The sequence below is a fragment of the Longibacter sp. genome, from assembly GCF_051155795.1.
Lineage (GTDB): Bacteria > Bacteroidota > Rhodothermia > Rhodothermales > Salinibacteraceae > Longibacter.
This window is the reverse complement of sequence record NZ_DAXETW010000031.1, coordinates 1-25977: the sequence shown is the minus strand read 5'-3', so window position 1 is coordinate 25977 and position 25977 is coordinate 1. Positions and strand designations below refer to the sequence as shown.

The window sequence follows — 25977 nt, the reverse complement described above, 5'->3', positions numbered from 1 at the left end:
ACGACGTTAGACACCAGCGCCCCCGCAAAGGACCGGTTCCTCTCGGCCTTTGAGATGAGCAACGGGCAGGCGCTCAACGGAAAAAACGCCTCCATCTCCAGCCATCGCGAGACCGCCATCCAGCGGTTCGCTGAGCTGGGGGTCCCGACGAATAAGCTGGAGGCCTGGAAGTACACGGACATCTCGAAAATCGTCGACCGGGAGTATACGCTTCCGCTCTCGATGAACGTCCCGGACGTGGACGCCTCCGACCTCGATGATGTGCTGATCGAGGACCTGGATGCTCACCGCGTCGTGACGGTCAACGGACGGGTCCACAACGGCCTCTCCGATATCGGCACGCTGCCGGATGGCGTTGTCGTCTCGAGCCTTGCCGATGCCGGTGCCAACCACCCGGACATCGTGGAGGCGCATTACGGCAAATACGCGGACTTTGAAGACGAGGCCATGACCGCGCTTAACACCGCGTTCGTTCAGGACGGCCTCTTCGTGTACGTGCCCAGCGGTACGGCTGTCGAAAAACCGATCTACGCCGTGCACCTGACGGTTTCGGACGCCGACGTGATGATTCAGCCGCGTCACCTGTTCGTCGTGGAAGACGGCGGGACCGCGACCATCATCGAGATGCAGCATACACTCACCGACGCCCGGGTCTTCACGAACACGGTGCGCGAAGCCTATGTCGGCGCTCGCGGCAACCTGGACCACTACATCGGCCAGGTGGAGAGTGACGCCTCGTCGCAGGTTCAGACCACGGCGGCGTACCACGAAGACAACAGCGTCTTCTCGACGAACACGATCACCCTGTCGGGTGAGATGGTGCGCAACAACCTCACCATTACCCCCGATGGCGAATTCTGCGAGTCCAACCTGTACGGGTTGTACCTCGGGAAGGACCAGATGCACGTCGACAACCAGACGCTCGTCGATCACGTGCACGCCGATTGCGTCAGCAACGAGCTCTACAAGAACGTCCTGAACGATGCATCGAAGGGCGTCTTCAACGGGAAAGTGTTCGTCCGTCCGGACTCCCAGCGGATCAACGCCTACCAGTCGAACAAGAGCATCGTGCTCTCGAACGAGGCGAACATGTATACGAAGCCCGAACTCGAGATTTACGCGGACGACGTGCAGTGCTCCCACGGAGCCACGTCAGGGCAGCTCGACGAGGAGGGGATCTTTTACCTCCGGTCGCGCGGCCTCTCGGAGAAGCGTGCGCGCATCCTGATGCTCCAGGCGTTTGCCCAGGACATCGTGGATGAGATCCGCGTCGATGCCCTGCGCGAGCACATGACGGATCGCCTCCGCGAACGCTTCGCCAGCTACTTTGACCGCAGCGAATAACGCTTTCGCTACAGTGTGAAGCGGCCCGGTCGCTCGTCACACTCGCGTGACGCGGCACCCGGTCGGGCATTGACGGGCGGGCCTGTGGCGCACTCCGGCACAGTCCCGCCCGCATGCGCATCCACCGACGTCTTCCTCCCCTCGACGCCTCGACACCATGCCGACCACCGCTCCAACGCCAGCAACGTTCGACGTGGACCGTGTGCGGCGGGACTTCCCGGCGCTTCGCCAGGATGTGTACGACGATACCCCTCTCGTATACCTCGACAATGCGGCGACGTCGCAGAAGCCGGAGGCCGTTATCGATCGGCTGAACCGATATTACCGCTCGGAAAACAGCAACGTTCACCGGGGCGTCCACCGCCTCAGCCAGAAGGCGACGGACGCGTACGAGGATGCACGGGAGTCGATTCGATCGTACATCAATGCCCCTGCCACGGAGCAGGTCATTTTCACCAAGGGAACGACCGAATCCATAAACCTGGTGGCCAAAACCTTCGGCCAGCGCCTGGAGGCGGGCGATGAAGTTATCATCACCGAAATGGAGCATCACGCCAACATCGTCCCCTGGCAGATGCTACGGGACGAACGCGACATCCGTCTCAAGGTGGTGCCGATATCCGACGACGGCGTGCTGGATCTTGGCGCCCTGCACGACGAGCTGACGGAACGGACCCGCCTGGTCTCCATCGTCCACATCTCCAACGCCCTCGGAACGGTCAACCCGGTCGAGGACATCGTCGATCTGGCCCACGAGCACGATATTCCAGTGCTGGTGGACGGCGCCCAGTCGGTTCCTCACGGGCCGGTGAACGTCCAACAGATCGGCGCCGACTTCTACTGCTTCTCCGGCCACAAGATGTGCGGCCCCACGGGCATCGGCGTCCTCTACGGCCGAAGAGAGATGCTCGAATCGCTTCCCCCATACCAGGGAGGGGGCGACATGATCGAGGAAGTCACCTTCGACAAGACCACGTACGCCGATCTCCCGCACCGGCTCGAAGCCGGAACACCCAACATCGCCGACGCCATTGGCCTCGGAACGGCCGCCCGGTACATGCAGAACCTCGATGCCGAGGCGGTCAGCACCCATGAAGCGGACCTGCTTGCGTACGCAACCGAGCGCGTGAGGTCGATCGACGGACTGCGCGTCATCGGCACGGCTCCCGACAAAGCGTCCGTTCTTTCGATGTCGTTCGAGGACTTGCATCCGTACGATGTCGGCACGATCCTCGACCGGCTCGGCATCGCCGTCCGTACCGGGCACCACTGCACGCAGCCGCTTATGCAGCGGCTCGGTCTTCCCGGCACTCTCCGAGCATCGTTTGCGTTTTACAATACTCGGGATGACGCAGACGCGCTCGTCGACGCGCTCGAGACCGCAACCACCATGCTCCGCTAAAGATACCCTCTCTCGCCCCCCGTTTCCATGACCGCTGCTGTGGATGATCGCGCCCGTGAGATCGTGGACGAGTTCGCCCTCTTCCCGGACTGGATGAGCCGGTATCAGTACCTCATCGAGATGGGCGATGACATCCCCCCTATCGACGACGAGGACAAAACGGACGCGCACCGAATCCACGGCTGCCAGTCCAAGGTGTGGATCCGCGCAGACTACCATGAGGATCGCGATGTGCTCACCTTTCGAGGAGACTCCAACGCGAAGATCACGCGCGGGCTCGCCGCTCTTATCATTCGCGTTCTCAACGAACAACCGCCGGCAGTCGTGGAGAACGCCGACTTCGACTTTCTGGACGAAATCGGGATGCGCGAGCACCTGTCGTCGCAGCGCAGCAACGGGCTCGCGGCCATGATTGAGCAAATGAAAGACCGGGCGTCGCACTATGCATGACACCTCGCCCAACCACCCTGATTCCCTGTTAACGCCGTTCTGCTATGTCTAACACCGTGCCTCCCGACACCACCGACGAGACCCCGGACCGCTCGGACGAACAGCGCGAGCTGGAGCGTCCGGAGATCATTCCGGCCCACATGCAGCCGGAGCCGGAAACGGATCTTAAGCAGCGCATCGTCGCGAACGTGAAAGAGATCTACGACCCGGAGATTCCGGTCAACGTGTACGACCTCGGTCTGATCTTTAATATCGACGTCCACGACGACAATCACGTGGACGTGCTCATGACGCTGACGGCCCCGAACTGCCCGGCCGCCGGCATCCTACCAGGCCAGGTGGAAGACGCGGTCCGGATGACGGACGGGGTGGAAAGCGTGTACTTGGAGCTCACGTTCGACCCACCTTTCACCCCCGAGATGATGTCAGAAGAGGCCCAGCTCGAGCTCGGCTTTATGTAAGTTGGTCGTTTGAAACGGATCGCATCCCGCGTCGCAGGTCGGCATGGTCCGACGCAGGTGCGTAAATCTGCGGACCATTCTCTTCAATCCAACTCTAACGTCCTTTCTTTTCATGCGTTACGCCCAAACCATTGCCATGGCGGTGGATCTGCTCGCCGACGGGCGAGCAGAGGACGTGGCCCGTATGCTCGAGCCACTTCTTCAGCCGGTGGATGGGTCGGTGGCGGTGGATGAAGGCATTGTGCGGCTGCAGAGCCTGGCCGCCTGCATCGACGTGGTGCAGGCCGGTCGGCCGGAGCGTGCGCTGGAGCGGCTCGAACCATTTGAGTCGGTCGACGGTCGTGATCGTTGCGGCCCGACGGCGCGGGCGGATGTCGCCCTCTGGCTCGGCTGGGCGCACGCGTTTCGAGATACGACGTCCGACGAGGAAGCGCGCGCCCTCTCCCTACTCGACGAAGCCCTGTCGCTGTATGCCCGCCACCACAACGTGCGTGGACGCTGCTGGGCACGGCTCGGCCAGGCCCGCGCCTACTTCGCGCTCGACGAATACAACCTGATGCGGCGCGCGTTAGACGAGGCGGCCTCTCTGCTGGAGAAGGTCGACGATCAGCTGGCCGCACGATGGCTCCACGACCTGCGCGTCCCGGCGCTACGGTTCGAAGGACGCTACGAGGAGGCCCGCCGCCATCTCGACGCGTTGTCGGACATCGCCGAGGAACGCGACGACCACCGCATCCGCGGCCACGTTGCGGCGCAGCGGGCGGCGCTCTCGTACGACCTGGGCGCCAGTCCGGCGTCGATTGTCGAGCAGGCCCAATCGGCCGAACGCCTGCTCTCGCCTCCGTCCGCCATCTCCAACTATCCGCTGCTTGCCGCTTTTCACGCGCACGTCGGCGTCCTCCTCCGCGTGCAGCAGCTCGAGCGAGCAGAAGACGTCATCGATCGTGCCGCTGACGCTGTCGAGGGGTACCCGGTCGGGCGCGCGCACCTGCAAACGCTTCGGGCCCGTGTCGCACTCCGGCGCGGTCAAACAGGCGTCGCGGAAGGCCACCTGCAGGACCTCTTCGAACAGGCGCACCATCTGCCGCACGGCCTCCACCGCTCCCACGTCGCTCTGTTTCGGGCGGAATTACTGACGCGAAACGGAGCGCTCGACGACGCCGATCGGTGGACACTCCGTGCCCTTCGAAATGCGCGGGAGACCGGGCACCGAGGACACCAGTTGCGGTGCCTCTGTACGCGAGCCTCCCTCCTGGTTCGGCGGGGCGCCGCTGAGGAAGCGCGGACGGTCATGGAGTCCACCTCGGCGTACGGCGATTACGATACCGTGCTGCCGTACGTGGTCCTTCGTGCATCCGCGGAAGGTGACGTGGCCCGTGCGCTCGGCCACTGCGGCGACGCTCGGGTGGCCTACAGCGTGGCGAGGTCCGCAGCCTCCGTGATCCAGGACGAATCCGCGGTTCGCGACCTCACGGATCGGCTTGCGGCGACGGATGAGACCGCCGAAGCGGATCCCAGCAGACGGGACGAGCGCGTCACGGAGCTACCCGTTCCCTGCGGGCCGACCACCGCTTCCGGCAAGCCTTCAGCCGATGCGTTCGAAGACGTCATCGGCGCTCTCCTCTCCCACGCGTCCCGTTCCGTCCCTCTTGTGGCGGAAACGTGGATCCACACGGTCAAGCCGCTCTTTCCCTCCCGATGGATTGGCTTGTACCGGCGGGCGGCGGCGGGAACCCTGGAGCGGCTCCACGCTTCCGGCACCGATCTCGACAATCTTCCAGACCCCGCGGCGTTGCGCGTCGGCAGGCCCAATGGCGGCGGTTCCGCCGCGGAGCCCGACGCCGTGCCCCGCACCGATACCATCCGATGGATTCGGCTGTCTGGTGCCTCGAAGACCCCGTACTTCTTTGGCGTAGACGTGCCCTCGACGTCGTCCGACGAGTCAGACGGCGGCACGGATACGCTCGATCGGATCCGCCCGTGGCTGTCTGTGCTGGGTCTGGCGCTCGAGCACGCCGAACAACACCAGTTGACCACCCGACGGTCGGCGCTCCAAGACCCGTCGGAGATCCCCGTCGATGGCTTCGTTACCGAGAGCCCGTCGATGCAGGCCGTCGCGCAGCAACTCCGACGAATCGGCACCAGCCACAGTCCGGTCCTTATCACCGGCGAGCGTGGGGCCGGCATGCTGCACGTCGCAGAAGCCGTCCACGCCACGAGCGGACGCGCAGGAGCCCCGTGCACAGTCGTCCAGTGCTCCAGCATGCAGCGCGAGCCGATCGACCGGAAGCTGTTTGGAGATGCGCGGGACGGGACGTTCACGCGGGGGGCCTTTCAGTCTACTGACGGAGGGACCGTGATCCTGCACGAGGTGGACGCGCTGCCGGAATCCGTGCAAGACCGTCTGATTGAGGCGATCGAATCCGGGGACGTCGTGCCCGTAGGTGCGTCCGACCCAACACCGGTGGATGTTCGGATCGTGGCCACTTCCGCTGCCGACCTCCGGTCGGCCATACGGGACGGGCGTTTCCGCGAAGACCTTTACCTGCACCTGAACGTGATCCCGATTCGCGTTCCACCGCTCCGTGACCGGCGGGAGGACATCCCGCTCCTGGTGCGGCACTACATCGACGCCCTCCGTCCCGACGGTACGCCGCCGGTTTCAATCACCAGCCGGGCCGTCAACGCCATGCTGCAGTACGATTGGCCGGGGAACGTGCGGCAGTTACGAAACGAAATCGAACGGACCCTTCTGCTCGTCCATTCCGAGCCGGCTCCCCTGATCGACGAGGAGTTGCTGTCCGACCCGATCCAGGATGCCTCCGACGCCTCTCCCCTGTCCCGCCCGTCGACGCGATCTGCGCGCGACAACGAGGATGCACCGGCCCTGGAGTCCGTCCTCCAGCCGGAAACCTCGCTCAGCGACGTACTGGCGGCCACCGAGGCGGCCGTGATTAAGCGAGTGCTGGCCGCCTGCGACGGACAGATCACGGCTTCGGCCGATGTCCTGGGCCTGACGCGGCAGGGACTCTACAAGAAGATGAAGCGTCTGAACATCGACGCCACCGTTTTTCAGCCATCGACGGCGTCCGCCTGACCGGTAGACCGCCGACCTTTTCCCGAAGCATCGATTGATATCATGAAATCATCCGACCCATCGCCCTCTTCCGAGACGGAGCCGTCGTCATCGGCTCCATTCCGCCTTCACCTGGATCACGCGTCCATCATGACGACGGATCTCGACGAGGCGGTCTCATTCTACGTGGATCTTCTCGGTCTGGAGTGCCGCGTGGTCGAAGACGACCCCATTCGGGAGGGGCGCCGGCGCGCGATGCTGGCCGACGACAAGGGGAAGGACATCGTCGAACTGATCGAGATGACGGAAATGAAACATCCGTCCGTCCCGGGCCGCGGCGGCATCCACCATCTCGGCTTTTCTCTGGAAAAACAGGAGTGGCATGCCCTTCGATCGCGACTCGACGCGGCCGGGCACCCGTACCAGGAAACGAAAGGCCGGCTGTTCGTGCGCGACGCCGACGGACTCGTCCTCGAAATCGAGCACGGCACCGCGTAGGCACGGAGACTGTTCTTTCGTCTGATACACCGGGCCGGAACTATCGCGTGCGGTGAGCGAGCTTACCAACTTCCGCTTGCCCCACCTCCTCCGAACGATCCGCCTCCACCGCTGAAGCCACCTCCGCCGCTGAAGCCGCCGCCCGAAAAACCACCGGAGCTAAAGCCGCCGCTGCTCATCCCGCTGCCGGATGATATCACCTGCGATTTCGTCCACATGCTCGCAGGCAGGTAGAGCCAACCGAGTTGCAGTCCGCGCTTGATCGTTTCGCCGTCCTGAAACCGTTTCCGCATGTCCTTCACGTCGTCACTTCGGAGGACGAGCACCAGATGCCAGATAAATGCGATCAGCGCCGCCGGCACCCCGATGGCGACCGGCACGAGCGCGAGGGGCGACTCGCCGAAAATGACCATCCCCAGCCCGGCGAAGAAAGAGACCGTCCCGACCAGGGGGATCAGCCCGAGGAAGAAAATTCCGATTAGAAGACACCCGATGCCGTTCTTCGCGGTCCCGGTAAGAATCAGATAGGCGGGCAAGATGCCGAAGAGGCCACCCAGAAGAAGCGCGAACAGTCCACCGACGCGTGTAGGCACCCCGTCGGAGCTTGCGGCCGGCGGTTCGTACGTCCCTTCGATTGACTCCAGAACTGCCGTGACACCCGCACGGACCCCGGCGTCGAAGTCCCCGTCACGGAATCGTGGACGCATCTCATGACGGATGATGCGGTCTGCCGTCGCATCGGGCAATACACCTTCGAGGCCGAACCCCACTTCGATGCGCATTCGGCGCTCCTCTTTGGCGACCATGACCAGTACGCCGTTATCGAATTCCTCGGTACCGAGCGCCCATTCCCGCGCTACGGCGAGGCTGTAGTCTTCGATTGCGTAGCCCTCAAGAGACGGCACCGTCAGAACGGCCACCTGGTTACCGCTCGTGTCCTCGTGCTGTCTGAGTTGCTGGTTGATGATCTGCTCTGTGGTCGGCGCAAGCATGTCGGCGTTATCAACGACGCGACCGGTGAGCTCAGGGACCGACTGGGCCGCAACCTGCCCGGGGTTCGCGAAGAACAGCACGAAAAGCAGCACCGTGCTGAGTGTGGGAAGGACGGAGCTTCGAAAAGATGGCAGCATCAATATATCAGGGGAAACGAGACGGATCGACAGAAGAGGCTCAGACGGATGGGGTCACGTGTCGTGGCCTTCTGAAGACCCCTCTTCCGTGGATGGACCGAACCCGGGCGTTCGAATCGAATCGGGCAGCTCGTTCTCATCGTCCGGCCGAATATCGACGCCGCGGCGTTCGAGCATCTTCCCGCACATCTCGATCGCGTCGACGAGACCTGCGGTCAGGTTTCGGTTTGCGATGCCGGTCCGAATGCGGTGGACGACGTCAATCCACTCGTCCTCACTGACTTTCGCATTGATCCCGGTGTCCCCGAGGACCTCGATGCGGTGCTCGTGCAGCGAGACAAACAGCAGTATGCCTGTCCGATCGCGAGTAGAGAACACCTCCTCCTCCACGAACGCCTGCATAGCCGCCCGGTGCACCGTCAGATCGAGCACATCGCTCCCCGCGAGGGCACGCTGGATCGGCCCGACGTACGCACCGAGGATCGCTCCGCCCACACCGCCAAGGAGGGATACCATCGCAACGGCCCACGGCGTAAACAACCAGCCGAGCCCCCAGCCCTGATAGAACTGGACGATCAATAGCACGACGGTCACTGAGAGAAGCGCGACGGCCGACGCTCCGCGCCAGACGGCAATCTCATAGCGATCGCTGCGGGGAACGACGTACGGCACGATCTCACCGGCCGTCCGGTTTTCGGCGTCCGACACCGCGGCAGCGATTTTCTCACGATCAAGGTTCTCGATCAGCGTCTTCATCAATACAGGTTGGATTCGACGGCGGAAGGTATGTCGGGCCGGGCTGTCCCTGAACGACCGGGAGACACCGGCACGCCATGAACATACGTCACGGCGCGCACGACTTCGAATCGGGGCCGGGCTGTGACCTTTGAGGTGTGGGGAAAGGGGACAGGGCGTGCGGTTTGCGGTTTGGTATGGCGGGCGGGATGGTTGATTGTCCGGGTTGTTTTTTCTCCGTTCGACGATCTTCGTTGGACTCCGCACATTCGCGCTTCGTCGCTCGCCTATCGAGCGTCGTGATGGATACGCGTCGGAGTCGGGCTGGGATCACCGCTCATCTGCGGGCGATCCTCCACGGATACATGCGGGAGGTGCGGGTGCGAGCGGACATGCTCCGGAGGAAGTGGGCGCGTGCGACCACTGGACGGTGGACGCATGTTCGGGTGACGGCCGCGATCAGCACGCCAGCGGTCGGCACGCCAGCGGTCGCGACGGCGGTTACCGCGGGACAGGAACCCAGGCGGGACCCGGATCGTCGTCCCCGACGGACTCGGTATACGACAGAAAGGATGTGATAGGACGCGTCTGAACCGTTCGGCCCTCCCACCCCGACCCGTCTCCGCGCTGCTGGCGTTCGATGGTTCGATCGGTGTCAGAGCGGTGCCGGTAGAGAACCTCCACCGTCTCCCACCGCTTCGTGGCCTCCACCGCAGCAGATCCTGCGCCCGAGGCCGTGATCCCCGTTAAGAGCAGACCGAGTACGACCGATGCAATGAGGCCGCGTCGCCACCGTCCGACGAGCGCGCTGCGAACAGCAACGAGGACGGGCGGAAGGCACGGCAGACCGAGCGCTACGGCATACATCCAGATCCGCGCCCGCGGAAATGTGATCTCCACCGGCGTCCAGGTGACAACCACAACGGCCTTCACGGCGATCACCCAGAGGGCACCACCGAGCCATGCAAGCCGCGCGGCCAGCGACACCTCTCCGGAGACGTTTGCAGGGTCAGACATAAAGTCACAGGGGGACGGGCCCGGGCGTTGTGTGACGCGGTATCGACGTAATCGTATCGACGTAATCGTATCGCCGTCGTCGCATCGCCGTAATGGATCTATGACCGCGAGACGGCGCCACGGGCTCATTCGGCAGGCGACACCGGCGGCTGCGCAGAGTTGGACGGCGAGCCCTGGGCATTCTGCTCTTCCCGGACCAGTTCAATCGCACGGGTGGCCTGCTCATACTGCGCCGACCCCTCTCCTGTCAACGATTTGACGGCCTCAAACTGCTCGATGGCCTGATTGTAGCGTCCGATCCAGAGAAGCGCGATGCCTTTGTTGAATCGGGCCGGTACAAACGTGGAATCGGCATCGAGTACCTGATTCAGCTCTTCCACGCCCCGCATCGGGTCGTTGGATCGGAGCAGGACCGTCGCCATATCCGTCCGTACGTCACGGTTCGCGGGCTCACTCTCGAGAACCTTCTCGTATGCGGAGATAGCACGTCGACCGATCGGGGCAATGGCTGGATTTCGACCGTTCGATTCCTGCCCGACGTACTCCATCCAGTTGTAAAAGAGGTCGCCGGTCCGACGCCAGTCCTCTGCATTTCCGGAAGTATCCGACATTTCCTTCTGCAGTTGAGCGGCGCGACCGAATGCATCGGCACCAACGTACAGGTTGACGAGCTGCTCCTGGATGGTACGGCGAACCTGGCCGTCGACGCCCGAGAGCTGCTCTTCAAGCGAGTCGACACGGACCTGGATCGACTCGGAGAGCTCGACCCCGTTTTCTTCGAGCAGGGTGCTCATATCCTGACCGCCGAAGGGCCCGGTGGTCGCACCGCCTGCAGTGCCACCCGCCGACCCACCTGTGGCAGGACCTCCGGTGGTCCCCCTTTCGGCCTGGGCTGAGGGCTGCGGGCTGCTCGCCTCACCGTTCGAGCCCCAGGTTTGACTCTGGCTCCAGAGCGTGACGAAAAACAGAGCCACGACCACGAGAATAGCCGCTCCAATTGTGAGCAGAAGCTGCTGAGACATTAACTGCTGCTCCTCTTCTTCCTCCGTCGAGGGCTCGCCCTCGTCTCCGGCGGACGCTCCCGACGGTAGCCGCGGGTCCACGCGACGCGTGCCGTCGGGGACCTCCCCAAGGATTGCCCCGCACTGGCTGCAAAAATTGGCTCCAGGCGGGTTTTCGGATCCGCACGCATTGCAGAACACCGCGTCCGAAGCACCAGCTTGGTCCTCCGCCGGTGTCCCTTCCGCGGGTGCGTCGGCATTCCCGGCCTCGGAGGCCGCGGACCCAGGCGCATCCTCCGGTTCCGATGCGCCGCGTTCAGACGTGGGATCTGACGATGTCGGTTCGGATTCCGCGGTCATGTCGTGGCCACACAGGTCACAGCGACCGGCACCGGCAGGGACACGGGCGCCGCAGGACGGGCAGGGGCGAGAAGAAGAGGCCATGTCGGGCGACGAGAGTCGAGAGAATGCAGATGTGAATGCTATGCCGAAAACGTTTCCTCCATTTCCATGATTCGGTGTCGCGGGGAATTCGAAAACGATGTACCCTTGTCCCCCGCCCACCCGAACGACATCGGATGACGCAGCGAACCGGTTACCGACCCCAATCCGTTTGAGACCGAAACAATACAGGCCCTTCCGATAAAGACTCCGAGGTCGGTTGTATCCGATTCTCCGGCGCCCTCTCCCCAGTCCTCGCTCAACCTATGCTCTCTCGCCTTACCGGTGTTGCGGTCGGTCTTCTGATCGCCGTTTCATGGCTTCTTCCCATCGAGTCCGCGCAGGCCCAGGCATCTCAACCCTGGCAACAGCGCGTGGATTACGAAATGGACATCACGCTGCTCGCGGACCGCCATCAAATGCGGGGTTCTCAGCGTCTGACGTATACCAACAACTCCCCGGATACGCTTCGCACGGTCTACTATCACCTCTACTTCAACGCGTTTCACCCCAATTCAATGATGGCGGAGCGGAACCGCCATCTGCCCGACCCGGACGGACGCATCGTCCCTCGCATTTTCAACCTGGATGCCGACACGCGCGGATACCATCGGATCCTTTCCCTTCAGCAAGACGGCGTACCGGTCGACTACACCCTCCAGGAAACCGTCGTCCGCGTTGACCTTGCCTCCCCCATTCCACCGAACACCTCGTCGACTTTCGAGATGAGGTTCGAGTCGCAGGTGCCCAAACAGACGCGACGGAGCGGCTGGATGAACGATGAGGGCATCGAGTTCTCGATGAGCCAGTGGTATCCAAAGATAGCGGAGTACGACGAGCGCGGGTGGCACCCCGACCCGTACGTCGGCCGCGAATTTTACGCACCGTACGGCTCGTTCGAGGTCAACATCACGGCACCGGCCGAATACACGCTCGGTGCGACCGGTGTCCTCCAGAATCCCGACGAGGTCGGCCACGGATACAACATGGAGCAGGGCATGTGGCGACCGGAGGACCGTGCCGCCACGACCGATTCGCTCACCTGGCGATTCAGAGCCGAGGACGTTCATGACTTCGCCTGGGCAGCCGACCCGGACTACATCCACGAGACGTTCTCCGACGCTCGGGGCACGCGCTACCACCTGCTGTACGAGGGCGACGTCGAGGAGCGCTGGGCGCCGATGAAGCAATGGGTGCCCGATCTGATCAACTACTTCGGCGACGCCTACGGCGACTACCCCTACCCGCAGTTCACGGTCGCGCAGGCCGGAGACGGCGGCATGGAGTACCCCATGATCAACTTCCTGACGGGTGAACGGAGCCCCGCCTCTCTTCTGGGCGTGACCGCGCACGAGGCGGCTCACGAGTGGTTCTATAGCGCCCTCGGCACGAACGAGGCGGATTATGCGTGGATGGACGAAGGGTTCACCAGCTACGCCACCACGGAGGGCGTCGCTCACGTCAACGGCCGGCAGAATCCCTCCCACACGGGTGCGTACATCAGCGTCCTGTTTGCGCAGCACGTCGGTCTCCTCGAGCGGTTCAACACACCGGCCGACTGGTTCGAGACCAATCTGGGATATGGTATCTCCGCCTACCCGGGCGGTGAGATGGTCGTAGAGATGATGAGTTACGTCATCGGCGAAGACAACCGCGACCAGTGGCTGCGGGAGTATTTCGAGCGCCGGTCCGGAGAGCACCCGGATCCCTTCGACGTAGAGACGTTTGCCGAGGACGTGAGTGGGTTGCGACTCGACTGGTACTTCGAGCAGTTCACCAATACGACCCGCGAGCTCGACTACGGGATCGAATCGATGAGCCAGACCCGTACGGCCGACGGTTTCGAGGTCACGCTCACCCTCCGCCGCCACGCACCGGTGGCCATGCCGCAGGACGTCCGCCTCTCACTTGCAGACGGGAGCGAGCAATGGGTCAACATTCCGCTCGTCGTCATGCACGGGCACAAGCCGGTCCCCGATGACTGGGTGGTGGCCGAACCGTGGCCGTGGACATACCCCGAGTACACGGTGACGGTCGATGTGCCTGCGAAGGCGGAACGGGCGGTCCTGGATCCGGCGCTTCTTACCCCGGACCGGAACCGGCTCAACAACACGGCCAGCGTTCCGGTCTCGAGCCGCTTCCTTCAGCCCCCGCAGCAACAGTGGGACGCCTACGCTATCGGGTGGCGGCCGATGGCCACGTACAGCCATCTATTCGGAGCCGGCGTGGGCCTCCAAACGCGCGGCATCTATCTGTTCGACACCCACCGTACGCAGTACGGGCTCACGCTCTATCCGCAGGTCATCGCGAGCAATGGCGAAGACCCCGTCTCGCTGAACACCGACAACGACGGCACATGGCTCAGCGGTGTCGACTATGAGGTCTCATACGAAGCACCAACGCGGGCGCTCGGCCCCCGGGCGACCACCCTCTTCCGATCTGAGAAAAAGCTCGGCTTCATTGAGTCGGAAATCACCCTGGAGAAACCGTTGTCGCCGTACCTGGCCGACCGCGATGCATCGCTTCGAGTCGGGCTGTTGCATCAGTACAATCGGAGCGACCGCGTATTCGGCGCGCAAGATTTCCCGACGACGGCCGGCGGTACGGTCAATCCGTTTGCGGAAGAACATGCGATGACCGCACGCCTGGATTACCGGATCGACCACCAGGAGAACCACGTCCACGTGCTTCTTGAAGCGGGCAGTTCCGTGCGGTCGGACCTCCCGTCGGCGAATACGACCCGCGCCATGGTCGAGGCCCGCCGAGCCCGCTCCTTCGGTCCCGTCACCGCGCAGGCGGATATGCAGGTCGGCATCGGGACGCGCGGACTCAGCGGATTCAAACGCTTCCAGCTCGGTGGCCGGTCGGTTGACGCGCAGTGGCGCAATGATGCCTTCCGAACCGCGGCGGCCGCTCTCGAAAATCCGGTCGAGGACGCGCACCTCGTCGGGTACGGGCCGGCCGGGCCGGTTGCCTACCTGCAGGCGGCCCCGTTCGCGGGTACCGGGCAACTCGGCGGCACACGAATGGTCGCCGGTCGCCTCTCGCTGCACGCACGTCCGCTTTCTGCGACCGGTGTCGGCGTACTCGAGCCGATCGGTATCGAGGCGTTCTCCGGCATCGGGCAGGCGTGGGACACCGGCGCATTCCTCGCCGGATTCAACGTCAGCGATCTCGTGGCTGATGCCGGCATCGGGGTGCGATACGACGTGTCGGCGGTCGGATTCCTGGATCGGTGGACCAACCAGTCCGACGTCTTCCAAAACCTGAGCTTCGTCGCGCGCTTCCCCTTCTACGTAAGCGATCCCGACCTAATCGGGGAAGACGACGAACTGTCCGGCCGCTGGCTCATCGGCATCGAGCTCTGATCCAAGCTGGCATGTCTTGCTCTGATGCCCGACCCGCGAGTCCAGCCGACACGGGGGTCGGGCGTTTTTATGAAACCAACCACGGTGGATCACCCGCCGCCGTCCTGCTGCATTTCCGCCCGGCGCATGGGCATCGCGTCGATCGTCCGAAACAGGTCGTCAATGCTCAACGGGACGGTCTCACGCCGCTTCTCGGTCCCGTCGAGCCCGACCAGAATAACGGCAAATGGGTCCGTCGCGACGTCGAACCGATCTCGGAGCTCCTGCGCCGATCCGCGCGTGAGCGGCCTGACATCTCCGCCAGGCTGCTTTCGAAATTGCCCTGCGTCCCCTTCCGTGACGGTGTATATCCGAAGCTTCCGTTCCGCAAACCCGTCTGCGTGCCCCTCCCACATCTCAAATTGCCGGGCGAGGTTCTCGTGATCTGCGGCGGGCGCGAATACGACCAGCAAGCGGTGCTCCCATTCATGTTGTGAGAGGTTGGCGTGGACGGAGTCCGACGGCGTGGCCATGAGGGTCACCGGGAACAGGGTCAAGAAAACGGAGAGCAGCCTAATGTAGATACAGTGATGCACGCACATAGCAGGCAGGCTGACGGTGATTCAATTTGCGGCTGCTGGATCCGGCCCTGTTCCGTTCCGATCACGCGCGGTACGCTGGACCCTGACCAACTTCGCAGAAGGCGCCGCGGCTCGTACGTTCTCCCGTCGCTAAAACGTGACGGCAACGCCGAGCATAGGTTGGATGAGGTTCGTCTTCGACCGACGGATGGGCAGTTCGTTCTCGTTCAGCACGCCGTCATTGTTGGTATCCTCGAGGTCGCCCTCCGCGAGGTATTCCGCTTCCTGACCGCGGAGGTACTGAACGCCCAGCTTGAGGAAGAACGACTGCTGCCGCCCGCGCGCGTCCGCATTCTGCCCGAGGCGAATGTCGACGCCGGCGCCCGCGCCGCCGCTCCACGCGAAATCGTCGAAATTCCGTGACGAAGCAATTCGATCCGTTGTACGGTCATCTTCCACCCGGGTCTCCGTGAATAGGTACTTGAATCCGATAAGGCCTTCCAGATACGGGCGTACCGGCCCTGTTGGTGGCTGCAAACGGATAACGAAGTGAGGCTGAACGATAGAGTTGGTCGTGACCACATCGACGGTCACGCGCGGCCCCACGGTCCCACTGAAGGGGACGCGGTCTCGGCTTCGCCCGTAGACCAGAAAGGAGGCATCGAGCCCGATCGTGATCGGCGTATTTCGCAGCATGCCTCCGATGAAAAGATTGGCTCCGTACCCGAGGTTGTCAATGTTGTCGTCAAACTCGCCGACCGGGACCCCGACGGTGAAACTGAGGCTTCCCTGGCCCCTCGGCGCCGTGGTGGCCATCCCCTGCTGGGCCACTGCCGGGGCCGGTAATCCGGCCAGCACGACGGAGACAAGCAGGGAGGCAATGGTCAGATGGAGACGGAACTGGATCGGTTGGCGGCGCATGAGCGGGTGCTGGAATGACGGTGAGGGGATGAGAACCGGGAAGGCGAGGCGAACCTCCATTACGAAGAGCCGCCTCGTGAGGCTGCTGGGTCACGAGAAGGGAGAGCCGGGAGCATGGGCATGGTCGCATCGCGGGGCTGACGCACACCGGCGTCACGCTGCGGGCGACCGCGACTCGAAGCGGGAGACGTGGAACAGGTCGTAGGCGTGCGGTCGCTCGTCGAGATAGAGCGAGTCGGCAAGGAGCTGTCCCATACGAACACCGAAGCCCATTCCATGTCCGGTGAAACCGGTCGCGAAGAGGCAGGCATTGCATCCGGGCACGGTGCCGATAATCGGCCGGTGATCCGGGGAAAAGCTCATCGTCCCGCTCCAGCGGGATTCGACGCGGAGATTGGTGGTCCAGGGGAAGTGGGTGTGGAGGTACCGCTCGATGTCTGCCTGGACCGCCGGCGTCGTTGCGTCCTCATAGCCGACCTCGGTTTCCCGGTGACGGTGTCGCCCTCCTCCCGCGAGGATGGCTCCAGTCTCGAGTTGCCGGGTGTAGAAATATCCGTCGTGCGAGTAGACGGGCGACGCGAGAAACTGATCGGGGGCTGGATGCGTGGCCAGCATCTGTGCGCGGACCGGCCGCACGAAGCGCTTTAGCGACGGTACGATTCGCGGCAGGTAGGCGCCGGCGGCGAGGACGGCGCTGTCGGCCCGGAGATTGAGACGCTGCGTTTTGAGGGAAACGCCTGCCTCCCCGCCGGTCACATCCGTCACGCGATGATACGTGTAGACGTCGGCCGCACTCTCGGAGGCCAGGTGCCGGACGAGGCGAAGCGGATCGACGGCGGCCCCCGACGTGCAGTACAGGCTGCCGCGAAAACCGCGGGCCCGAAGCCGATCCATCGTTTCCGACGGTCCGAGGTAGACCGCCGGGATGCCGGCCGCACGCATGTAGGGCAGGGCCCGGCGGAGCCGGTCGTCTTCGTCCTCATCCCCGGCGACGGTCAGGCTCCCCTGCTCTCGCCATCCGAACGCATCCCCGTTCATCTCAGCAATGAGCCGCCGGTTCTCTCGGGTGAACTGCCAGAGGCGGTGTGCCGTCCGTTCACCGTAGTCGTGAATCGCCGTTAGGTAGTCTTTGTGCGTCCCGAGCAGAACGAAGCCCGCGTTGCGACCCGACGCGCCGCTTCCCAGCGCACCGGCATCCACGATCGCGATGCGGAGGGACGGATCGTGGCGATGCAGCCAGAACGCGGTCGCACAGCCGACAATCCCCCCTCCCACCACGGCGACGTCATACGCGACCGTTCGGCGACGATGTGCCTGTTGCCAGATAGAGACGGTCATGACGGCGAGCGGGTAGGGCAGGCGCAGGTCCTGCAAGGCGGATGGGACAAAGAGATACGAAACAGCACCGGCGTCCCGATCGGGATCAACTACCGACCCGCACGATCACGCGGCCCCGGACGCCTGACTGCAGCATCTGGCGGGCGACGTCGTCGATGCCCTCCAGGGGAACCACCGAGTGGATCATGGACTCGATCGTCTCAGAGGCCAGGATCCCGGCAAGGCGTTCCCACGCGACGATCCGCCGCGCATTGGGGCAGGTGTTGGAGTCGATCCCCAGCAGATTGACCCCGCGCAGGATGAAGGGGAAAACGGTCGTATGGAGTTCATGGCCGCCGGCATTACCGAACGAAGCAACGGACGCGTGGCGTTTGAGTTGCGCAATGATCGTCGCCAACGTCTTGCCTCCGACGGCGTCGATCGCCCCGGCCCAGCGGCCGGATTCCATTGGCCGCTCCGGTCCCTCGGAGAGCTCGCCTCGATCGATGATGCGCGAGGCCCCCAGATCCTTCAGGTATGCGTGAGCGTCGTCGGATCCAGTGGAGGCAACGACGTCGAAATCCATTGAGGCCAGGATCGCCGTCGCCATGCTTCCCGCTCCGCCCGTTGCGCCGGTCACCAGAAACTCGCCTCCGTCCGGACGGGCGTCGTGTTCTTCCAGCGCCATCACGGACAGCATCGCGGTGAATCCGGCCGTGCCGATCGCCATAGCATGTTTGGCGGAGAGCCCGTCGGGCAGCGGGACCAGTTTCGAGCTGTCGACCTTGGCGAGCTGAGTGTAGCCGCCCCACACGTTCTCCCCCAGCCCCCATCCGGTCCCGATCACGAGGTCTCCCGTGCGAAATCGGTCGGAGTCGGACCGTTCGACGCGACCGACGAGGTCGATGCCGGGTGACATCGGCACCTCTCCCCGAATGATCGGCGCCGCATCCCGAACGGCAAGGGCGTCCTTGTAGTTCACGCTCGAATAAAGGACCCGGATCCTCGTGTCTTCGTCGGGAAGGGCGTCCGCCGTTAGCGTCTGGACGCTACCGGCCAGTCCGTTGTCTCCGTCGTGGTCGAGAATGTATGCCTCGAAAGTATCAGTCATACGAGGAGGTCGAGAGCTGGGTGGTTGGGAAAAGACGGAGGTATCGAGTACACGCGGCCTGGCTATTGGCACTCGCCGCTCGCAATGCGCCCGTCGATGATGACGGTGCAGACCTGCGTGGTGTACTCGAACGGATCGCCGGAGTACAGGACCAGGTCGGCGTGCTTGCCTTTCTCGATCGATCCGATCTGGTCTGAGAGACCGAGCAATTGAGCCGCATCGATCGTGAGCGCACGTAACGCTACATCCCGTGGAAGCCCGTTACCGACGGCGACAGCGGCTTCAAACAGGGCAACGCGGGTTTTGGGGACGTACGCTTCGTAGCCGCTCTGAAACGCGATCGGGATCCCGGCTGCGTGCAGCACGCCGGGCGTCGTGAACGCCGCGTTTTCTGCCGCTCCGTATGTTCGAATCATCGGGGGATGCACGATGACGGGAACGCCGGCGGCGCTGACCTGCTCCGTTACGAGGTACGCCTCCGCTGCTCCGTCCAGCACGAGCTCGAAGCCAAACTCTTCCTGAAGCCGTAAGGCCGTCATGATATCTCGGGCTCGGTGCGCCGTGATGAGCGCAGGCACATCCCCCTCGAGCACATCCACGAGCACCTCCATGCCGAGATCTCGGGACGGTGGATTATCGCCGCTCTGCCCGTCCCGGTACTGCTGGGCTTCGATCAGCTTCTGGCGAAGCATCGCTACTGCCTTGGCCCGCGTGCCGGGCGACTCGAAGTTCTGCGACACAGACGGACCGATGGTCATGGCAAGCATCGCCGTGGAGTCTACCACCGCTTCGTCGATTGTACGCCCGTTTGTTTTCACGATCATCGTTTGTCCTGAAATGACCGCCCCCGGTCCATGACCGGTGTGGACGGTCGTCACGCCGAGGGACCGGACCCAGGAGACAAGTTCCTCGCGGGCATTGTACGCGTCGATGGCCCGTAGCTCCGGTTGCATCGGGGAAGACGTTTCCAGTTGCATCTGATCCGATTCGACGTTGTAGATCCCGGACAGTCCAACGGTGGACCGGGCGTCGATCAGGCCGGGCGTAACGACGGTCGCTTCGACGGACCGGTACGCATCGGGAACCGAGATCTCGGCGCTCGGACCCACCGCTTCAATCGTGCGGCCGTTCATCAGCACGACGCCGTCCACAATGGGCTCGCCCGCCATGGTGTACACCGTGTCGGCCGTGACGGCGATCTGCGCATGCGCGGGCCCGGACAGCAGGCTCACGAGGAAGGCAATCACCGCCACGGAGAGAGCACGGGCGGTGCGGGAAAGAGACGAGCGAGGAGTCATGGAAACGAATGTATGCGTCGGAGAAAAACGGGAAGAGCAGCCTTCGGGAAACGGAACGTCAGCCATCAGGTGAGGAGGCCGTGCACCAACCTCGGATCCTGCCCGTGGATGACCGCTGTGCGGATGAACGTGATCATGTCATCCAACGATTGGCGTGGAACGAGGGCGGCTGCTGGGGCACGCCCGCATGGCAGCAGGCGTTGATCGACAGCCTCACCCATGGATGGCGGCACCGCCCGCCCGGACCAATCAAAACACATCCGTACGGCGCGGAGATGACCGGTGGCGAGATGGGCGTTGGGCTCATGTGAGGACACGACCATGTGAGCGCAAAACGAGACCGGACTCGTTACTCGCCGCTCGGACCGTGGTGATGATGGAGCGTCCCATCGTCGTACACGCCGTAGCCCCCGGTTGCCAGATCGCGATCGTCCGGGTTGTCCCGGTCAAACACCTTTTGCCCCTCCACCCACGTTTCCTCAATGTTCGTGTAGACACTGAGCGGGTCGCCGGACAGAACGATCAGGTCGGCATCTTTCCCCTCCTCAAGCGAACCGATCCGATCTTCCAGTCCGAGCATGCGCGCACCGGCCAGCGTCATCGCCTCCAGGGCCGTTTCTTCCGACATGCCGGCGCGAACGCCGATTGCCGCCGACCGGAGGAACAGACGGGAGTCCGTGATGAAGTCATCGGTATGATACGCAACGTCGACCCCGGCGTCTTCCAGCACCGCACCGGTGCGGAAGTACAGGTTCACCGCTTCATGCTTCCCGCCCGGCGAGTCGATCACGATGATCGAGCAGGGAACGTCAGCCGCGGCAATTTCATCGGCCACGCGCCAGCCCTCGCTCACGTGGTGAAGCACGACTTCGAACCCGAACTCCTTTTTCAATCGGAGGACGGTCAGCACATCATCGTGGCGATGCGTATGGAAGTGGACGATTCGTTCCCCATCGAGAACTTCCAGCAAGGCTTCTTTCCCGAGGTCCGTCGGCGGCATCTCCTCCTCGGACGACGCGGCTTCCTTCTTTTCCCGGTACGCACGCGCGTCAATGAGCATCTGTCGGAGGATCGAGGCCGAGCGTGCCCGTGTGCCGGGGAATGCCGTGTTCTCCCGGATGGAGTTTGTGCCGTTCGCCATCTTGATTCCCCCGCAGATGTCTGTCAGCGGGTTCTCGCAGAACAGCAGGTCCTCGACGGTGTCGCCGTTGCGGAGCTTCAGGTGCGTCGTCTGACCGCTCAGCAGATGCCCGGAGCCGGAAAGCACGTTGACGGTCGTGATGCCCCCGGCACGGGCCCGCCCGACAGAACTGTGGCGGACGTTTACGGCATCAAGCGTCCGGACGCCGGGATGCGTCGGGCCCGACTGATCTCCCCCGTTTACCTGCGCGATATGGGAATGGGTGTCGACCAGGCCGGGCATGATGACCTTTCCCGTCGCGTCGTGAACCGCCGCCCCGGCCGGGATGTCGACCTCACCCTCAGGCCCGACGGCCTTGATGACGCCGTCCTGCACAACCACAATACCGTTATCGATCGGAGCGTCCGCGATCGGATACACCGTGGCGCCGCGGAAAACCTGCGGTTGCGATTGCGCGAGGGTCGGACGGGCGATGCATCCGACGAGAACGATGGCGGCAAACCACGCCGCAAGACCGGGGGAAACGAAGCAGAAAAACCGGTGCATGTACACGGGGGGCTCGGCGAGCAGGGTGGACGATAGGCAAGCCATCGACCGCACGTTGGCGGGACGCGCCAGCGGGTCGATAACCGTCGATGGTGTAACCTATGAGTGCACGTGGAAACAAGCAACGGCCGACCGCCCCGGTACGCGGACGAGAACGGAACCGTATGGCCGTTTTCTTCCGTCCGCGTGGCACATCTGCGGCCCTGGATCGTACATCATATGAAGTTGCCATCAACCACGCCCGAGCCGCCATGACGGAACCGGCAGATCTTCGACGGGGCGCGTTTCTTTTCGTGTTCGACGCGTACGTCGTTCGCATTCAGATCGGACTCGTGGTCGTTCTCTCGTTCCTCCTGGTCCTGGTGCACCTTCCAGGCGCGGAAACGGTGGAGAAGACGCCGTGGGGCAATAATCGCTGGGGCGATGATGTGACGTTGTTTGACGTAGGAGGCTCGTTTGCCCAGACCCGCGTACAGCCCCGCGTACAGGTCGAAACCGCGCCGCCTCAGACCCAGGCAACGGACGAGACGCCGGACACCGAGTCGACGATCGCCGGGGACAACCCCGATGCCGATGCTCCCGATCGGCCTGCTGCTCGCTCCGTGGCGACCCTCGGTCCGGATGGTGTGCACCCGAAGGTGCGGGGGGGAATGCAGCGCCTCTATTTGAACCTCAAGTACCCGGAGCAGGCGATCGCCGATCGCATCGAGGGGCGCCTCATTCTGACATTTGTTGTCAACGAGGACGGGCGCACGTCGGACGTTTCCGTCGCCCGGTCGCTTCATCCGCTGTGCGACAGCGCCGCGGTGAGGGCGGTGCGGCGGACCGCGTTTTACCCCGCCCGGGCCGACGGTCAGCCGGTGGCCGTCCGGATGTCGCTTCCCATCCAGTTTCGCCTCCTTCAACTTGCCGGCCCCGAAGACGCCTCGAACGACGGAGCAACCGAGCTGACTGCGTCTGAACCCGGCTCCGACGGGACCCACCGGTAGTCATCGACCGGTCGGCCCGCAGCCGCGTTGCCGAAGGAGCGAACGCCATGCTCGACAGGAACGCAGAGGGCCCAGTACCGTGTAAATGCTCACAATCTTGAGCGGACGCAATCGTCACAATCGAGCACCCCATGCGGCCCGACGCGGCGCATGGAAGCGCTTACAAAACCGGTCCGCCTGCCTCCTCGCGCTTGCTCGCCGTTCTCCATCATCCAGATCCCATCGATCATGGCAGAGTCGCCCGTCGCCCCGCACCCCGGTGCCAAAACCGCCGAAGATTTTCTTCCCATCAATGGCACCGATTACGTCGAATTCTACGTCGGTAACGCCAAGCAATCCGCTCTCTACTATGCGCACGTGTTCGGCTTTCAGATTCGCGGCTATCGCGGCCCGGAGACCGGAAACCGTGAGTCCGTCAGCTACCTCTTGCGGCAGGGCAAAATCCGGTTTGTCCTGACGAGCGCGCTCGGACCGGACGGTCCGATCGCCGAGCACGTCCAGCGCCACGGGGACGGCGTCCGCGATGTAGCACTCTGGGTCGACGATGCAGAGAAGAGCTTCCGCGAGACCACCAAGCGTGGCGGCGTCGCCGTGCAGGAGCCAACGGTGCTGGAAGATGAACACGGCCAGGTGGTCCTCTCGGCTATCGCCACCTACGGCGACACCATACACACCTTCGTCGATCGATCCGAATACGATGGTCTTTTCCTCCCCGGCTTCGAGGAATGGGAGAACGAGTTCTGGGAGCCGCCCAGCTCCGTCGGGCTGAAATATGTGGACCACTGCGTTGGGAATGTCGAACTCGGCGACATGAACAAGTATGTCGACTACTACGCCGACGTGATGGGATTCAAGAATCTCATCTCGTTCGATGATCAGGACATCTCGACGGAGTACTCGGCCCTGATGTCGAAGGTGATGTCGAACGGCAACGAGCGGATCAAATTCCCGATCAACGAGCCGGCCGAAGGCAAGAAAAAGAGCCAGATTGAGGAGTACATCGAGTTCTATCGCGGGGCCGGTGTTCAGCACGTCGCCCTCGCGACGGATGACATCATCGAGACGGTCACCGAACTGCGCCGTCGGGGCGTCGACTTTCTGCACGTGCCGGACACCTATTACGACCGGGACGTGCTCATCGACCGGGTCGGCACCATCGACGAGTCGATCGATGCCCTCGAAGAGCTCGGCATTTTGATCGACCGGGACCCGGACGGTTATCTGCTCCAGATCTTTACGAAGCCGGTCCAGGACCGCCCAACGGTGTTCTACGAAATTATTCAACGACAGGGAGCCCGCTCCTTCGGGGCCGGCAACTTCAAAGCGCTTTTCGAAGCCATCGAACGCGAGCAGGCCAAACGAGGAAACCTGTAGACCCGCGCCGCTCGGTTCCTGCCGTTGCGGCCGACTGCACAGGCCGCAGGCGCGACGACACGCACATCGAACTTCGCATCCCAAATTTTACACGCAAACCATGCCATATTACGTGAGGATGGGTGACGTCCCAAAGAAGCGGCACACCCAGTTTCGCCGGCCGGACGGAGAGCTGTACACGGAGGAGGTGATCGGCGCGGAAGGATTTAGCGGCATTCAGTCCATCGCGTATCACATCCACCAGCCGACGATCGTCGACCGCATCGAGGAGCCGGTCGAGTACGACATCGAATTCGCGGACGAGGACTTCCTCCAGCACCGCCACATCAAGGGCTTCGACGTGGAGGCAGGTGGCGACTGGCTGACCGGCCGGACGTACATGATGGGGAACTCGGACGTGAACCTGGCGCTGGTCCGGCCGACGGAGCAAATGGACGATTACTTCTTCCGCAATGCCTCCTGCGACGAGTTGGTCTACGTCCATGAGGGCGAGGGCCGGCTGGAGAGCCCGCTCGGTACGGTCGAGTTCACGGACGGCGATTACGTTCATGTGCCGCGCACCATCGCGCATCGCTGGGTTTTCGACGGCGACATCGAGGAGAACCCGCCGCGGCTTCTGGTGATCGAGTCGAACTCCGAGGTCCGCTTCCCGAAGAAATACCGCAATAAGCGCGGACAGCTCCTCGAACACAGCCCGTTCTGCGAGCGCGACATCCGGCCGCCGGCGGAGTTGACGGCCTACGATGAGGAAGGGCCGTTCGAGATCCGAATCAAGAAGCACGGCAAGCTGCACCGCTACTTCGTCCGGTACCACCCGTTCGACGTCGTCGGCTGGGACGGCTGCATGTACCCGTACGCCACCTCGATCCACGACTTCGAGCCGATCACGGGACGCATACACCAGCCGCCGCCCGTACACCAGCACTTCGAAGCGCACAACTTCGTCGTGTGCTCCTTCGTACCGCGCCTCTTCGACTACCACCCGAAATCGATCCCGGCGCCGTACAACCACAGCAACATCGACTCCGACGAGGTCCTCTTCTACGCGGAGGGCGACTTTATGAGTCGTCGCGGCATCTCGCGCGGCTCCTTCTCCCTGCATCCCGGCGGCATTCCGCACGGGCCGCATCCAGGATCGACGGAAGCCTCCATCGGCAAGGAAGGCACCGAGGAGCTCGCGGTCATGGTCGATACCTTCCGCCCGCTGAAACTCACGAAGGCGGCGCTCGACGTGGAGGACGCCGACTATGCCTACTCCTGGCAGCCGGAGCGCCACGCCGGAGGGGACGGTCAGGTCCAGACTGAGCAGCCGGCGAAGCCGTAATGCGGATTGTGTATTGTGGATTGAGTATTGTGGATGGGAGTGACGATTGAACTGTCGCCTCCCTCCGCAGCCTTGAGCGGCGTCTCTGCCTTTCGGCGGGGGCGCCGTTTTTCTTGTTCATGACCCACGTTGATGGCAAGCACGCAGGATACCCCGCGCATCGCGTCGTCCCCCGCTCCACGCCGGCGATTTCAACCACAAAAAGACGTCAACCACAAAAAAAGTGCCGCCCCGATCGGAGGCGACACCCTGGCGATGCCCGTGCGTGCGTCGACAGATAAGCACGTCTACACAAACAGGTTTACCACCGAAACACTCGGTCAACTCAGTCCACCGACGTCGCCTTCTCCACGATCAGCAGGATGTGCTGTGTGTGAGCACGCGTTTCGGTGTTCACGCCGCGACGGTTGCCGATCAGATCCTCAATGCGATTGAGGCTGTGCAGAGCCGCGGTTTGAGCGATCGGATCGTAC

Annotated in this window: 20 protein-coding genes and 1 pseudogene; 10 read left to right on the top strand and 11 right to left on the bottom strand. The window is 63.3% G+C overall.

The genetic code is table 11. From position 1 onward, the window contains the following. The 6 genes from sufD to ACFCU0_RS04300 form a co-directional block, all read left to right on the top strand. Positions 1 to 1344 (top strand): Fe-S cluster assembly protein SufD (gene sufD, locus ACFCU0_RS04325; RefSeq protein WP_434972436.1); only part of this gene is annotated, 1344 nt, incomplete at its 5' end. A 157-nt stretch (positions 1345 to 1501) separates the two neighbouring features. Beyond that, complete coding sequence (locus ACFCU0_RS04320) at positions 1502 to 2746, top strand: cysteine desulfurase (RefSeq protein WP_434972435.1); 1245 nt, start codon at positions 1502 to 1504, stop codon at positions 2744 to 2746. Between the two features lie 27 nt (positions 2747 to 2773). Then, a complete protein-coding gene (locus tag ACFCU0_RS04315) occupies positions 2774 to 3196 on the top strand; it encodes a SufE family protein (protein WP_434972434.1) in 423 nt (140 codons plus the stop codon). Between the two features lie 44 nt (positions 3197 to 3240). Further along, the gene (locus ACFCU0_RS04310) at positions 3241 to 3657 is read left to right on the top strand and encodes an SUF system Fe-S cluster assembly protein (RefSeq protein ID WP_434972433.1); all 417 of its coding nucleotides are present in this window, start codon (positions 3241 to 3243) and stop codon (positions 3655 to 3657) included. A gap of 112 nt (positions 3658 to 3769) precedes the next feature. Further along, positions 3770 to 6754: a sigma 54-interacting transcriptional regulator gene (locus ACFCU0_RS04305; RefSeq protein WP_434972432.1), complete on the top strand. Its 2985-nt coding sequence runs from the start codon at positions 3770 to 3772 to the stop codon at positions 6752 to 6754. 42 nt (positions 6755 to 6796) lie between these two features. Further along, positions 6797 to 7231, top strand: coding sequence for a VOC family protein (locus tag ACFCU0_RS04300; RefSeq protein ID WP_434972431.1), 435 nt, complete (start codon positions 6797 to 6799; stop codon positions 7229 to 7231). 62 nt (positions 7232 to 7293) lie between these two features. On the opposite strand, the gene ACFCU0_RS04295 is transcribed toward ACFCU0_RS04300, so the two are convergent. From ACFCU0_RS04295 to ACFCU0_RS04275, 5 genes and pseudogenes are all read right to left on the bottom strand, one after another. Then, entirely contained in the window at positions 7294 to 8361 is a 1068-nt protein-coding gene (locus ACFCU0_RS04295; protein WP_434972430.1) for a TPM domain-containing protein, read from the bottom strand. 54 nt (positions 8362 to 8415) lie between these two features. Then, positions 8416 to 9117: a TPM domain-containing protein gene (locus ACFCU0_RS04290; RefSeq protein ID WP_434972429.1), complete on the bottom strand. Its 702-nt coding sequence runs from the start codon at positions 9115 to 9117 to the stop codon at positions 8416 to 8418. Between the two features lie 480 nt (positions 9118 to 9597). Next, positions 9598 to 10113 (bottom strand): hypothetical protein, encoded by a 516-nt coding sequence (locus tag ACFCU0_RS04285; protein WP_434972428.1) that lies wholly within the window; start codon positions 10111 to 10113, stop codon positions 9598 to 9600. Between the two features lie 125 nt (positions 10114 to 10238). Next, positions 10239 to 11216 (bottom strand): tetratricopeptide repeat protein, encoded by a 978-nt coding sequence (locus ACFCU0_RS04280; RefSeq protein ID WP_434972437.1) that lies wholly within the window; start codon positions 11214 to 11216, stop codon positions 10239 to 10241. A 36-nt stretch (positions 11217 to 11252) separates the two neighbouring features. After that, positions 11253 to 11558: pseudogene (locus ACFCU0_RS04275) on the bottom strand (zinc-ribbon domain-containing protein); the annotation flags it as partial. 263 nt (positions 11559 to 11821) lie between these two features. Here ACFCU0_RS04275 and ACFCU0_RS04270 point away from each other — a divergent pair. Next, positions 11822 to 14923 carry a M1 family metallopeptidase gene (locus ACFCU0_RS04270; protein ID WP_434972427.1) on the top strand — a complete coding sequence of 1034 codons (3102 nt, stop codon included), beginning with the start codon at positions 11822 to 11824 and terminating at the stop codon, positions 14921 to 14923. An 89-nt stretch (positions 14924 to 15012) separates the two neighbouring features. Here the strand turns inward: ACFCU0_RS04270 and ACFCU0_RS04265 are convergent, their stop codons facing one another. The 6 genes from ACFCU0_RS04265 to ACFCU0_RS04240 form a co-directional block, all read right to left on the bottom strand. Next, the gene (locus ACFCU0_RS04265; RefSeq protein WP_434972426.1) at positions 15013 to 15435 is read right to left on the bottom strand and encodes a DUF4174 domain-containing protein; all 423 of its coding nucleotides are present in this window, start codon (positions 15433 to 15435) and stop codon (positions 15013 to 15015) included. A gap of 198 nt (positions 15436 to 15633) precedes the next feature. Continuing rightward, the gene (locus ACFCU0_RS04260) at positions 15634 to 16404 is read right to left on the bottom strand and encodes a hypothetical protein (RefSeq protein WP_434972425.1); all 771 of its coding nucleotides are present in this window, start codon (positions 16402 to 16404) and stop codon (positions 15634 to 15636) included. A gap of 153 nt (positions 16405 to 16557) precedes the next feature. After that, a complete protein-coding gene (locus ACFCU0_RS04255; protein ID WP_434972424.1) occupies positions 16558 to 17742 on the bottom strand; it encodes an NAD(P)/FAD-dependent oxidoreductase in 1185 nt (394 codons plus the stop codon). Positions 17743 to 17827: 85 nt separating this feature from the next. Then, positions 17828 to 18832 carry an MDR family oxidoreductase gene (locus tag ACFCU0_RS04250; protein WP_434972423.1) on the bottom strand — a complete coding sequence of 335 codons (1005 nt, stop codon included), beginning with the start codon at positions 18830 to 18832 and terminating at the stop codon, positions 17828 to 17830. A 62-nt stretch (positions 18833 to 18894) separates the two neighbouring features. Further along, the gene (locus tag ACFCU0_RS04245; protein WP_434972422.1) at positions 18895 to 20130 is read right to left on the bottom strand and encodes an amidohydrolase family protein; all 1236 of its coding nucleotides are present in this window, start codon (positions 20128 to 20130) and stop codon (positions 18895 to 18897) included. Positions 20131 to 20479: 349 nt separating this feature from the next. Then, positions 20480 to 21862 carry an amidohydrolase family protein gene (locus tag ACFCU0_RS04240; RefSeq protein WP_434972421.1) on the bottom strand — a complete coding sequence of 461 codons (1383 nt, stop codon included), beginning with the start codon at positions 21860 to 21862 and terminating at the stop codon, positions 20480 to 20482. A gap of 206 nt (positions 21863 to 22068) precedes the next feature. Here ACFCU0_RS04240 and ACFCU0_RS04235 point away from each other — a divergent pair, with 206 nt between their 5' ends. The 3 genes from ACFCU0_RS04235 (at position 22069) to ACFCU0_RS04225 (ending at position 25504) form a co-directional block, all read left to right on the top strand. Next, positions 22069 to 22806 (top strand): TonB family protein, encoded by a 738-nt coding sequence (locus ACFCU0_RS04235; protein ID WP_434972420.1) that lies wholly within the window; start codon positions 22069 to 22071, stop codon positions 22804 to 22806. 228 nt (positions 22807 to 23034) lie between these two features. Then, positions 23035 to 24180: a 4-hydroxyphenylpyruvate dioxygenase gene (gene hppD / locus ACFCU0_RS04230; RefSeq protein WP_434972419.1), complete on the top strand. Its 1146-nt coding sequence runs from the start codon at positions 23035 to 23037 to the stop codon at positions 24178 to 24180. A 100-nt stretch (positions 24181 to 24280) separates the two neighbouring features. After that, complete coding sequence (locus tag ACFCU0_RS04225; RefSeq protein ID WP_434972418.1) at positions 24281 to 25504, top strand: homogentisate 1,2-dioxygenase; 1224 nt, start codon at positions 24281 to 24283, stop codon at positions 25502 to 25504. The last annotated feature ends 473 nt before the right edge of the window (positions 25505 to 25977 follow it).

Coding starts and splice junctions, on each gene's coding strand:
- ACFCU0_RS04320 (WP_434972435.1), top strand. CDS start 1,502: ATGCCGACCACCGCTCCAACGCCAGCAACGTTCGACGTGGACCGTGTG.
- ACFCU0_RS04315 (WP_434972434.1), top strand. CDS start 2,774: ATGACCGCTGCTGTGGATGATCGCGCCCGTGAGATCGTGGACGAGTTC.
- ACFCU0_RS04310 (WP_434972433.1), top strand. CDS start 3,241: ATGTCTAACACCGTGCCTCCCGACACCACCGACGAGACCCCGGACCGC.
- ACFCU0_RS04305 (WP_434972432.1), top strand. CDS start 3,770: ATGCGTTACGCCCAAACCATTGCCATGGCGGTGGATCTGCTCGCCGAC.
- ACFCU0_RS04300 (WP_434972431.1), top strand. CDS start 6,797: ATGAAATCATCCGACCCATCGCCCTCTTCCGAGACGGAGCCGTCGTCA.
- ACFCU0_RS04295 (WP_434972430.1), bottom strand. CDS start 8,361: ATGCTGCCATCTTTTCGAAGCTCCGTCCTTCCCACACTCAGCACGGTG.
- ACFCU0_RS04290 (WP_434972429.1), bottom strand. CDS start 9,117: ATGAAGACGCTGATCGAGAACCTTGATCGTGAGAAAATCGCTGCCGCG.
- ACFCU0_RS04285 (WP_434972428.1), bottom strand. CDS start 10,113: ATGTCTGACCCTGCAAACGTCTCCGGAGAGGTGTCGCTGGCCGCGCGG.
- ACFCU0_RS04270 (WP_434972427.1), top strand. CDS start 11,822: ATGCTCTCTCGCCTTACCGGTGTTGCGGTCGGTCTTCTGATCGCCGTT.
- ACFCU0_RS04265 (WP_434972426.1), bottom strand. CDS start 15,435: ATGGCCACGCCGTCGGACTCCGTCCACGCCAACCTCTCACAACATGAA.
- ACFCU0_RS04260 (WP_434972425.1), bottom strand. CDS start 16,404: ATGCGCCGCCAACCGATCCAGTTCCGTCTCCATCTGACCATTGCCTCC.
- ACFCU0_RS04255 (WP_434972424.1), bottom strand. CDS start 17,742: ATGACCGTCTCTATCTGGCAACAGGCACATCGTCGCCGAACGGTCGCG.
- ACFCU0_RS04250 (WP_434972423.1), bottom strand. CDS start 18,832: ATGACTGATACTTTCGAGGCATACATTCTCGACCACGACGGAGACAAC.
- ACFCU0_RS04245 (WP_434972422.1), bottom strand. CDS start 20,130: ATGACTCCTCGCTCGTCTCTTTCCCGCACCGCCCGTGCTCTCTCCGTG.
- ACFCU0_RS04240 (WP_434972421.1), bottom strand. CDS start 21,862: ATGGCTTGCCTATCGTCCACCCTGCTCGCCGAGCCCCCCGTGTACATG.
- ACFCU0_RS04235 (WP_434972420.1), top strand. CDS start 22,069: ATGACGGAACCGGCAGATCTTCGACGGGGCGCGTTTCTTTTCGTGTTC.
- hppD (WP_434972419.1), top strand. CDS start 23,035: ATGGCAGAGTCGCCCGTCGCCCCGCACCCCGGTGCCAAAACCGCCGAA.
- ACFCU0_RS04225 (WP_434972418.1), top strand. CDS start 24,281: ATGCCATATTACGTGAGGATGGGTGACGTCCCAAAGAAGCGGCACACC.